This window comes from Stenotrophomonas nitritireducens, assembly GCF_001700965.1.
GTDB lineage: Bacteria > Pseudomonadota > Gammaproteobacteria > Xanthomonadales > Xanthomonadaceae > Stenotrophomonas > Stenotrophomonas nitritireducens_A.
Genome location: NZ_CP016756.1, coordinates 3,322,639 through 3,334,861 on the forward strand (window position 1 = coordinate 3,322,639; position 12,223 = coordinate 3,334,861).

General features: G+C 61.9%; 5 protein-coding genes. All 5 read left to right on the forward strand.

Annotated features, from left to right (window positions below; all coding sequences use genetic code 11):
• Window positions 1-345: 345 nt before the first annotated feature.
• Window positions 346-4,536: a DNA-directed RNA polymerase subunit beta gene (gene rpoB / locus BCV67_RS13990; protein ID WP_062171715.1), complete on the forward strand. Its 4,191-nt coding sequence runs from the start codon at window positions 346-348 to the stop codon at window positions 4,534-4,536.
• 89 nt (window positions 4,537-4,625) lie between these two features.
• Window positions 4,626-8,849, forward strand: a complete 4,224-nt coding sequence (gene rpoC / locus BCV67_RS13995) for a DNA-directed RNA polymerase subunit beta' (protein WP_062169044.1) — start codon at window positions 4,626-4,628, stop codon at window positions 8,847-8,849.
• A gap of 227 nt (window positions 8,850-9,076) precedes the next feature.
• Window positions 9,077-9,451: a 30S ribosomal protein S12 gene (gene rpsL / locus BCV67_RS14000; RefSeq protein ID WP_004145320.1), complete on the forward strand. Its 375-nt coding sequence runs from the start codon at window positions 9,077-9,079 to the stop codon at window positions 9,449-9,451.
• 10 nt (window positions 9,452-9,461) lie between these two features.
• Window positions 9,462-9,929, forward strand: coding sequence for a 30S ribosomal protein S7 (rpsG, locus tag BCV67_RS14005; RefSeq protein WP_057630019.1), 468 nt, complete (start codon window positions 9,462-9,464; stop codon window positions 9,927-9,929).
• 135 nt (window positions 9,930-10,064) lie between these two features.
• Window positions 10,065-12,206 carry an elongation factor G gene (gene fusA / locus BCV67_RS14010; protein WP_062169042.1) on the forward strand — a complete coding sequence of 714 codons (2,142 nt, stop codon included), beginning with the start codon at window positions 10,065-10,067 and terminating at the stop codon, window positions 12,204-12,206.
• The last annotated feature ends 17 nt before the right edge of the window (window positions 12,207-12,223 follow it).

The following is a 12,223-nucleotide window of genomic DNA, read 5'->3' on the forward strand; positions in this document are numbered from 1 at the left end:
CGATTCGCGGCGATGCAGCTGAGGCTGGGGGCGTAAAGCCCCCGGCCTTTGGTCGTTTCAAACCGTTGTTACGTTGAGCAAGCCCGGTCTGGTACCGAGCCATGCTCGGCAGGCTTCAACTGGCGGGCCAGAAGCCCGGCAGGCAGTAGAAAGACCAACGTGGCAAGTGTCAGGCGCTGCGCTCCAGACGATGGAGTGACCCGCAGCCGATACAAGCGAGTTGGCAGTTGGAAGTAGCGGGAGAAGGCGTGCTGGTGCCGGCAATACCAGCGACTTCCAACTGACAATTTCAAGTTTCCTTACGGGTTGTGGACGCACGGCCCGCACAACAAGGTGGAAGACCTCATGACGTCCTATTCGTACACCGAAAAAAAGCGCATCCGCAAAGATTTCGGCAAGCAGCGCTCGATCCTCGAGGTGCCGTTCCTGCTCGCGATCCAGGTTGATTCGTACCGCGAATTTCTGCAGGAAAACATCGACCCGGCCAAGCGCTCCGACCACGGCCTGCATGCTGCGCTGAAGTCGGTGTTCCCGATTTCCAGCTACAGCGGCAACGCTGCCCTGGAATACGTCGGTTACAAGCTGGGCGACCCGGTGTTTGACGAGCGCGAGTGCCGCCAGCGTGGCATGAGCTACGGCGCGCCGCTGCGCGTCACCGTGCGTCTGGTCATCTACGACCGCGAATCGTCCACCAAGGCGATCAAGTACGTGAAGGAGCAGGAGGTCTATCTGGGCGAAATCCCGTTGATGACCGACAACGGCACCTTCATCGTCAACGGTACCGAGCGCGTCATCGTGTCGCAGCTGCACCGTTCGCCGGGCGTGTTCTTCGACCACGACCGTGGCAAGACCCACAGCTCGGGCAAGCTGCTGTACAGCGCCCGCATCATCCCGTACCGCGGCTCCTGGCTGGACTTCGAGTTCGACCCGAAGGACGCGCTGTTCACCCGTATCGATCGCCGCCGCAAGCTGCCGGTGTCGGTGCTGCTGCGTGCGCTGGGCTACAACAACGAAGAGATGCTGGCCGAGTTCTTCGAGGTCAACACCTTCCACATCAACCCGGACGAAGGCGTGCAGCTGGAGCTGGTGCCGGAGCGTCTGCGTGGTGAAACGCTGAACTTCGACCTGGCCGACGGCGACAAGGTCATCGTGGAAGCCGGCAAGCGCATCACCGCGCGCCACATCAAGCAGCTGCAGGCGTCGGGCATTGCCGCCCTGGCCGTGCCGGACGATTACATCGTCGGCCGCATCCTGTCGCACGACGTGGTGGACGCCAATACCGGTGAACTGCTGGCCCAGGCCAACGACGAAATCAGCGACGATCAGCTGCAGGCATTCCGCAAGGCCGGTGTCGATGCGGTTGGCACGCTGTGGGTGAACGATCTGGATCGTGGTCCGTACCTGTCCAACACCCTGCGCATCGATGGCACCAAGACCCAGCTCGAAGCGCTGGTCGAAATCTATCGCATGATGCGTCCGGGCGAGCCGCCGACCAAGGACGCCGCGCAGAACCTGTTCCACAACCTGTTCTTCACCTTCGAGCGCTACGACCTGTCCACGGTTGGCCGCATGAAGTTCAACCGTCGTGTCGGCCGCAAGGAAGTCACCGGTGAGTCGGTGCTGTACGACCGCAAGTACTTCGGCGAGCGCAACGACGAGGAATCCAAGCGCCTGGTCGCCGCGCACGGCGAAGGTTCGGACATCCTTGACGTGATCAAGGTGCTGACCGAGATCCGCAACGGTCGCGGCGTGGTCGATGACATCGATCACCTGGGCAACCGTCGCGTGCGTTCGGTCGGTGAAATGGCCGAGAACGTGTTCCGCGTGGGCCTGGTCCGCGTCGAGCGCGCGGTCAAGGAGCGCCTGTCGATGGCCGAGTCGGAAGGCTTGACCCCGCAGGAGCTGATCAACGCCAAGCCGGTGGCTGCGGCGATCAAGGAATTCTTCGGCTCCTCGCAGCTGTCGCAGTTCATGGATCAGAACAACCCGCTGTCGGAAGTGACGCACAAGCGTCGCGTCTCGGCGCTGGGCCCGGGCGGCCTGACCCGCGAACGCGCCGGCTTCGAAGTGCGCGACGTGCACCCGACCCATTACGGCCGCGTCTGCACCATCGAAACGCCGGAAGGCCCGAACATCGGCCTGATCAACTCGCTGGCCGTGTTCGCACGCACCAACAAGTACGGCTTCCTGGAAACCCCGTACCGCAAGGTGCATGACGGCAAGGTCTCCGACGAGATCGAGTTCCTGTCGGCCATCGAAGAAAACGAGTACGTCATCGCCCAGGCAAACGCCCTGACCGATGCCAAGAACATGCTCACCGAGCAGTTCGTACCGTGCCGCTTCCAGGGTGAGTCGCTGCTCAAGCCGCCGGCAGAAGTCCACTTCATGGACGTCTCGCCGATGCAGACCGTGTCGGTTGCTGCGGCACTGGTTCCGTTCCTGGAGCACGATGACGCAAACCGCGCACTGATGGGCGCCAACATGCAGCGTCAGGCCGTGCCGACCCTGCGTGCGCAGAAGCCGCTGGTGGGCACCGGTATCGAACGCGCCGTGGCCCGTGACTCCGGTGTGACCGTGAACGCCCTGCGTGGCGGCGAGATCGTGCAGATCGACGCCGGCCGCATCGTGGTCAAGGCCAACGAGAACGAGATCACCGATCCGGCCGATGCCGGCGTCGATATCTACAACCTGATCAAGTACACCCGTTCGAACCAGAACACCTGCATCAACCAGCGTCCGCTGGTGAACGTGGGTGACGTGATCGCGCGCGGCGACGTGCTGGCCGATGGCCCGTCCACCGATATCGGTGAACTGGCGCTGGGTCAGAACATGCTGATCGCCTTCATGCCGTGGAACGGCTACAACTTCGAAGACTCCATCCTGCTGTCCGAGCGTGTGGTCGAAGAGGATCGTTACACCACGATCCACATCGAAGAACTGACCTGCGTTGCACGTGACACCAAGTTGGGGCCGGAGGAAATTTCCGCCGACATCCCGAACGTGTCCGAGCAGGCGCTGAACCGTCTGGACGAATCCGGCGTGGTGTACATCGGTGCGGAAGTGCGCGCCGGCGACATCATGGTTGGCAAGGTGACGCCGAAGGGCGAGAGCCAGCTGACCCCGGAAGAGAAGCTGCTGCGCGCGATCTTCGGCGAGAAGGCTTCGGACGTTAAGGACAGCTCGCTGCGCGTTCCGCCGGGCATGGACGGCACCGTCATCGACGTGCAGGTCTTCACCCGCGACGGCATCGAGAAGGACAAGCGCGCACGCCAGATCGAAGAAAACGAGATCAAGCGCGTCAAGAAGGACTTCGACGACCAGTTCCGCATCCTCGAAGGCGCCATCTACGCACGTCTGCGCTCGCAGATCGTGGGTAAGGTTGCCAACGGCGGCGCCAACCTGAAGAAGGGTGACGTGGTCTCCGATGCGCTGCTGGACGGCCTGAAGAAGTCCGACTGGTTCACCCTGCGCATGAAGGACGATGACGCGTCCGAAGCCATCGAACGTGCCCAGATGCAGATCCAGGCACACGAGAAGGAATTCGAGCGCCGCTTTGCCGACAAGCGCGGCAAGATCACTCAGGGCGACGATCTGGCACCGGGCGTGCTGAAGATGGTCAAGGTGTTCCTGGCCGTGAAGCGTCGCATCCAGCCGGGTGACAAGATGGCAGGCCGTCACGGCAACAAGGGTGTGGTCTCCAACGTGGTGCCGGTCGAAGACATGCCGTACATGGCTGACGGCAACACCGTGGACATCTGCTTGAACCCGCTGGGCGTGCCGTCGCGTATGAACATCGGCCAGATTCTGGAAGTGCACTTGGGCTGGGCCGCAAAGGGCCTGGGCAAGCGCATCCAGGGCATGCTGGAACAGCAGCGTGCGGTCAGTGAACTGCGTGAGTTCCTGGGCAAGATCTACAACCATGATTCGGCCGTGTCCGAACAGCGCGTTGATCTGTCCCAGTTCAGCGACGACGAGCTGATCAACCTGGCCAAGAACCTGACCGACGGCGTGCCGATGGCAACCCCGGTGTTCGACGGCGCGGCCGAAGACGAGATCCGCGAAATGCTGAATCTCGCCTACCCGGACGGTGCCCCGGAAACCGAGCGTCTGGGCTTCAACACCAGCAAGACGCAGATGCAGCTGTATGACGGCCGCACCGGCGAAGCCTTCGACCGCAAGACCACGGTCGGCTACATGCATTACCTGAAGTTGAACCACTTGGTCGACGACAAGATGCATGCCCGTTCGACCGGTCCGTACTCGCTCGTTACCCAGCAGCCGCTGGGCGGCAAGGCGCAGTTCGGTGGTCAGCGCTTCGGTGAAATGGAAGTCTGGGCACTGGAAGCCTACGGCGCGGCCTACACCCTGCAGGAAATGCTGACGGTGAAGTCCGATGACGTACAGGGCCGTAACCAGATGTACAAGAACATCGTCGACGGTGAGCACGAGATGGTTGCGGGCATGCCGGAATCCTTCAACGTTTTGGTGAAGGAAATCCGCTCGCTGGCCATCAACATGGAACTGGAAGGCGGTTGATTGCGCAGGCGCTGCTGCAGTGATGCAGCAGCGCCGCCAGCACTGACTGACAGCCCATCGACAAAGATTTCCTCCTTTCGGAGAACACCATGAAAGACCTGCTCAACCTCTTCAACCAGCAGCGCCAGACGCTGGACTTCGACGCGATCAAGATCGCGCTGGCCTCGCCGGACCTGATCCGTTCGTGGTCCTTCGGCGAAGTGAAGAAGCCGGAAACCATCAACTACCGTACCTTCAAGCCGGAACGTGACGGCCTGTTCTGCGCCGCCATCTTCGGACCGGTCAAGGACTACGAGTGCCTGTGCGGCAAGTACAAGCGCATGAAGCACCGCGGCGTCGTCTGCGAAAAGTGCGGCACCGAAGTAACCTTGGCCAAGGTGCGTCGCGAGCGCATGGGCCACATCGACCTGGCATCGCCGGTCGCGCACATCTGGTTCCTCAAGTCGCTGCCGTCGCGCATCGGCCTGATGCTGGACATGACCCTGCGTGACATCGAGCGCGTGCTGTACTTCGAAGCCTACGTGGTGACCGAGCCGGGCCTGACCGCCCTGGAGCGCCGCCAGCTGCTGACCGAAGAACAGTACCTGCAGGCACGCCAGGAACATGGCGATGACTTCGACGCCGCAATGGGCGCCGAGGCTGTCTACGAACTGCTGCGCACCATCGACCTGCAGGCCGAAATGGTCCGCCTGCGCGAGGAAATCGCCTCGACCGGTTCGGAAACCAAGCTCAAGCGTCTGACCAAGCGCATCAAGCTGGTCGAAGCCTTCCTCGAGTCGGGCAACCGCCCGGAGTGGATGGTGATGACCGTGCTGCCGGTGCTGCCGCCGGACCTGCGTCCGCTGGTTCCGCTGGACGGTGGCCGCTTCGCGACCTCGGATCTGAACGATCTGTACCGCCGCGTCATCAACCGCAACAACCGTCTGCGCCGCCTGCTGGAGCTCAACGCTCCGGACATCATCGTGCGCAACGAAAAGCGCATGCTGCAGGAATCGGTTGACGCCCTGTTGGACAACGGCCGTCGCGGCCGCGCCATCACCGGCACCAACAAGCGCCCGCTCAAGTCGCTGGCCGACATGATCAAGGGTAAGCAGGGTCGCTTCCGTCAGAACCTGCTGGGCAAGCGCGTCGATTACTCGGGCCGTTCGGTGATCACCGTGGGTCCGTACCTGAAGCTGCACCAGTGCGGCCTGCCGAAGAAGATGGCGCTTGAGCTGTTCAAGCCGTTCGTGTTCGCCAAGCTGCAGCGTCGTGGCCTGGCCACCACCATCAAGGCCGCCAAGAAGCTGGTTGAGCGCGAAGAAGGCGAAGTCTGGGACGTCCTGGAAGAAGTCATCCGCGAACATCCGGTGCTGCTGAACCGTGCGCCGACCCTGCACCGTCTGGGCATCCAGGCGTTCGAACCGCTGTTGATCGAAGGCAAGGCCATCCAGCTGCATCCGCTGGTCTGTACCGCATTCAACGCCGACTTCGACGGTGACCAGATGGCCGTCCACGTGCCGCTCTCGCTGGAAGCCCAGCTGGAAGCGCGTGCGCTGATGATGTCCACCAACAACATCCTGTCGCCGGCCAACGGCGAGCCGATCATCGTGCCGTCGCAGGACGTGGTGTTGGGCCTGTACTACATGGCCCGTTCGCTGGTGAACAAGAAGGGCGAGGGCATGGTCTTCGCCAACACCGACGAAGTGAAGCGTGCCTACGACAACCGCCTGGTTGAACTGCATGCGCGCGTCAAGGTACGCATCGTGCAGGTCGAGCGTGATGAAGACGGCAACAAGGTCAAGAAGACCTCGATCGTCGACACCACCATCGGCCGTGCGCTGCTGAGCGAGATCATGCCGGAAGGCCTGCCGTTCGAGCTGTGCAACACCGAGATGACCAAGAAGAACATCTCGCGCCTGATCAACCAGAGCTACCGTCTGCTGGGTCTGAAGGACACTGTGGTGTTCGCCGACAAGCTGATGTACACCGGCTATGCCTACGCAACCCGCGCTGGCGTGTCGATCGGCATCGACGACATGCTGATCCCGGATGAGAAGAAGGGCATCCTGGGCGAAGCCGAGCAGGAAGTGCTGGAAATCCAGGAGCAGTACCAGTCGGGTCTGGTCACCGCCGGCGAGCGCTACAACAAGGTGGTCGACATCTGGTCGCGCACCAATGAGCGCATCGCCAAGGCGATGATGGAAACCATTGGTACCGAGAAGGTCATCGGCAGCGATGGCGAGCTGGTCGACCAGAAGTCGATGAACTCGCTGTACATCATGGCCGACTCCGGTGCCCGTGGTAGCCAGGCGCAGATCCGTCAGCTGGCCGGTATGCGCGGCCTGATGGCGCGTCCGGATGGCTCGATCATCGAGACGCCCATCAAGGCGAACTTCCGTGAAGGCCTGAACGTGCAGGAGTACTTCAACTCCACCCACGGTGCCCGTAAGGGTCTGGCTGATACCGCGTTGAAGACGGCGAACTCGGGTTACCTGACCCGTCGTCTGGTCGACGTGGCACAGGACGTGGTGATCACCGAGGTGGATTGCGGTACCTCCGAAGGCCTGACCATGACCCCGATCGTGGAAGGCGGCGACGTGGTTGAGCCGTTGAAGGATCGCGTGCTGGGCCGCGTTGTGGCCGAGGACGTGTTCCTGCCGGGCAATGACGAAGATCCGATCGTGACCCGCAACACGCTGCTCGACGAGCAGTGGGTGAACAAGCTGGAAGAAGCCGGCGTGCAGACCATCAAGGTCCGCTCGACGATCACCTGTGAGTCCTCGTTCGGCGTCTGCGGTCGCTGCTACGGCCGCGATCTGGCCCGTGGCCACATCGTCAACATCGGTGAAGCGGTTGGCGTCATCGCCGCACAGTCGATCGGTGAGCCGGGTACCCAGCTGACCATGCGTACGTTCCACATCGGTGGTGCGGCATCGCGTGCGGCTGCGGTCGACAACATCACCGTCAAGACCACCGGTTCGGTGAAGTTCTCCAACCTGAAGCACGTCGAACAGGCCAGCGGTTCGCTGGTTGCCGTCTCGCGTTCGGGTGAAATCTCCGTGCTCGATCCGCATGGCCGTGAGCGTGAGCGCTACAAGCTGCCGTACGGTGCCAGCATCGGCGTCAAGGACGGTGCGGAAATCAAGGCTGGCCAGACCGTGGCCAACTGGGATCCGCATAACCACCCGATCGTCTCGGAAGTGGCTGGTTTCGTGCGCTTCATCGATTTCATCGATGGCGTGACCGTGATCGAGAAGACCGACGAACTGACCGGCCTGGCCTCGCGCGAGATCACCGATCCGAAGCGTCGTGGCTCGCAGGCAAAGGATCTGCGTCCGCTGGTCCGCATCATCGATGGCAAGGGCAATGACCTGACCATCCCGGGTACCGACCTGCCGGCACAGTACCTGCTGCCGCCGCGCTCGATCGTCAACCTGCAGGATGGCGCGCCGGTAGGCGTGGGCGACGTGGTTGCCAAGATCCCGCAGGAAGCCTCGAAGACCCGCGACATCACCGGTGGTCTGCCGCGCGTTGCCGACTTGTTCGAAGCCCGCAAGCCGAAGGATCCGGCGATCCTGGCCGAGCGTTCGGGCATCATCAGCTTCGGCAAGGACACCAAGGGCAAGCAGCGCCTGATCATCAAGGACACCGATGGTTCGGAGCACGAAGAGCTGATTCCGAAGTACCGCCAGATCATCGTGTTCGAAGGTGAACACGTGACCCGCGGTGAAACCGTGGTGGACGGCGAGCCGAGCCCGCAGGACATCCTGCGCCTGAAGGGCGTGGAAGAGCTGGCCCGCTACCTGGTCAAGGAAATCCAGGACGTGTACCGCCTGCAGGGCGTGAAGATCAACGACAAGCACATTGAAGTGATCTCGCGTCAGATGCTGCGCAAGGTGGAAATCGTCGACCAGGGCAGCAGCAAGTTCCTCAATGGCGAGCAGGCCGAGCGCCAGCGCGTGATCGAAGAGAACGTGAAGCTGGCCGCCCGCAACGAGCTGCCGGCCCGTTTCGAGCCGGTGCTGCTGGGTATCACCAAGGCATCGCTGGCAACCGAATCGTTCATTTCGGCTGCCTCGTTCCAGGAAACCACCCGCGTGCTGACCGAGGCTGCCGTGCGCGGTACTTCCGACGGCCTGCGTGGCCTGAAGGAAAACGTGATCGTCGGCCGCCTGATTCCGGCCGGTACCGGTCTTGCGTATCATGCCCAGCGCCGCCGCAATGCGTCGGGCCTGACCGATTCGGAAATCGCAACCCTGGCCGCTCCGGTCGCGGTCGCGGAACCCGAAGTTGCAGCACCGGAAGCTGAACAGGCTGCTGGTGAAGAGTAAGTAGTTAGATCGGCCGGGCCGCTCGCGGTCCGGCCGTTCGACCTGAACGGGGAATAGGGAGATACCCCTGTAACAGCTCTGGATCAGGGCTGGCTTGGCATGGGCTCGTTTGACTGGGCTCTTGACAAGTTGCTACAATCGTCTGTCTCAGCAGGCCAAAATTTTGGCCTGCTTTACAATTTCCGCATCCTGGCCGTTTTTACGGCCCCAATCAGAAGAACCTACTGATGGCGACGATCAACCAGCTGGTACGCAAGCCGCGCCAAGCTACCACCTACAAGAGTGCCTCGCCGGCACTCGACAAGTGCCCGCAGCGCCGTGGCGTCTGCACGCGCGTGTACACCACCACTCCGAAGAAGCCGAACTCGGCTCTGCGTAAGGTTGCAAAGGTTCGCCTGACCAACCAGGAAGAAGTCATTTCCTACATCGGTGGTGAAGGCCATAACCTGCAGGAGCACTCCGTGGTCCTGATCCGCGGCGGCCGTGTAAAGGATCTGCCGGGTGTGCGTTACCACACCGTCCGTGGCTCACTCGACGCCGCCGGCGTTGCCAAGCGTCGCCAGGCGCGTTCCAAGTACGGCGCCAAGCGTCCGAAGGCCTGAGGAGTAAGACATGTCACGTAAAGGTAATACCCCCCAGCGTTCGGTCCTGCCGGATCCGAAGCACAAGAGCGAAACCATTGCCCGCTTCATCAACATGGTCATGTTGAGCGGCAAGAAGTCCGTTGCTGAAAAGATCGTCTATGGCGCCATGGACGTGATCAGCGAAAAGAACCCGAACGCAATCGAGCTGGTGCAGAAGGCACTGGACAACGTTGCTCCGGGCGTTGAAGTGAAGTCGCGTCGCGTCGGTGGTGCCACCTATCAGGTGCCGGTCGAAGTGCGTGCTTCGCGCAAGATGGCCCTGGCCATGCGTTGGCTGATCGACTCCGCGCGTAAGCGTGGCGAGAACACCATGCCGCGCAAGCTGGCTGCTGAACTGCTGGACGCTTCGGAAAACCGCGGCGGCGCCATCAAGAAGCGTGAAGAAACCCACCGTATGGCGGAAGCGAACAAGGCCTTCGCTCACTACCGCTGGTGAGTTGAAGGGGCCTTGGAAACAGGGCCCCTGGCACCCATATGGTGCTGCTTGTAGCGCTCTTAGCGCTGCTTCAATCCGAAGGCCGCCGCAAGGCGGCGTTCGGCCATCCGAATTCCAAGAAATTGAGAGGCTCCCGTGGCCCGCACCACTCCTATCGAGCGTTACCGTAACTTCGGCATCATGGCTCACATCGATGCCGGCAAGACCACCACGTCCGAGCGCATCCTGTTCTACACCGGTAAGAGCCACAAGCTCGGTGAAGTGCATGACGGCGCCGCCACCATGGACTGGATGGAGCAGGAGCAGGAGCGTGGCATCACGATCCAGTCCGCTGCTACCACCGCGTTCTGGAAGGGCATGGACAAGTCCCTGCCGGAGCACCGCTTCAACATCATCGATACCCCCGGGCACGTTGACTTCACCATCGAAGTCGAACGCTCCCTGCGCGTGCTCGACGGTGCGGTGTTCGTGCTGTGTGCCGTTGGTGGCGTGCAGCCGCAGTCCGAGACCGTGTGGCGTCAGGCCAACCGTTACCAGGTGCCGCGCATCGCGTTCGTCAACAAGATGGACCGTACCGGTGCCAACTTCCTGAAGGTCCGTGACCAGCTGAAGGCCAAGCTCGGCGCCGTTGCCGTGCCGATGCAGCTGCCGATCGGCGCTGAAGAAGGCTTCAAGGGCGTGGTCGATCTGCTCAAGATGAAGGCCATCCATTGGGATGACGCTTCGCAGGGCATGAAGTTCGAGTACGGCGAAATCCCGGCCGACATGCAGGCAGCGGCTGAAGAAGCCCGCACCTTCATGATCGAAACCGCGGCGGAAGCCAACGAAGAGCTGATGGAAAAGTACCTGGGCGGCGAAGAGCTGGACGAGGCCGAGATCATCCAGGCCCTGCGTACCCGTACGCTGGCCGTTGAGATCGTGCCGATGTTCTGCGGTTCGGCGTTCAAGAACAAGGGCGTGCAGGCCATGCTTGACGGCGTGATCCAGCTGCTGCCGTCGCCGATCGACGTGCCGGACGTGAAGGGCACCGACGTTGACGACGACACCATCGAGATGACCCGCAAGTCGGACGACAAGGCTCCGTTCTCGTCGCTGGCGTTCAAGATCATCACCGATCCGTTCGTTGGCGCGCTGACCTTCTTCCGTGTCTACTCGGGTACCCTGAACGGTGGCGACACCGTGCTGAACTCTGTGAAGAACAAGAAGGAGCGCATCGGCCGCATCCTGCAGATGCACTCGAACAACCGCGAGGAAATCAAGGAAGTTCTGGCTGGTGACATCGCTGCTGCCGTGGGCCTGAAGGACACCACCACCGGTGACACGCTGTGCTCGCTCGAAGCGCCGATCGTGCTCGAGCGCATGGTGTTCCCGGAGCCGGTGATCTCGATGGCTGTCGAGCCGAAGACCAAGTCGGACCAGGAAAAGATGGGTCTGGCACTGGGCCGTCTGGCACAGGAAGATCCGTCGTTCCGCGTCAAGACCGACGAAGAATCCGGCCAGACCATCATCTCCGGCATGGGCGAGCTGCACCTGGACATCATCGTTGACCGCATGAAGCGCGAGTTCAACGTTGAAGCCAACGTCGGCAAGCCGCAGGTGGCCTACCGCGAAACCATCCAGCTGGCTGACGTCAAGTCGGATTACAAGCACGCCAAGCAGTCCGGTGGTAAGGGTCAGTACGGTCACGTCGTGATCGAACTGTCGCCGATCACCGAAGCAGATCGTGCCGATCCGAAGCTGGCCAGCGCCATCAAGGATGATTTCCTGTTCATCAACGACATCACCGGCGGCGTGATCCCGAAGGAATTCATTCCTTCCGTGGAAAAGGGCCTGCGCGAAACCATCACCAGCGGTCCGCTGGCTGGCTTCCCGGTGGTGGATGTCAAGGTCAAGCTGGTGTTCGGCTCGTACCATGACGTTGACTCCTCGGAAATGGCGTTCAAGCTCGCCTCGTCGATGGCCTTCAAGCAGGGCTTCGCCAAGGCAAAGCCGGTTCTGCTGGAGCCGATCATGAAGGTCGAGATCGTGACCCCGGAGGAATACCAGGGTGACGTGATGGGCGACGTCAGCCGTCGTCGTGGCGTTCTGCAGGGTTCGGGCACCACCGGTGACGGCTCGGCCAGCATCATCAATGCGATGATCCCGCTGGGCGAAATGTTCGGTTACGCCACCGCGCTGCGTTCGCAGACCCAGGGTCGCGCAACCTTCACGATGGAATTCGACCATTACGAGCCGGCGCCGAACAACATCGCCGAAACCGTCATCAAGAAGGGCTGAGTCTCAGACTCAGCCTC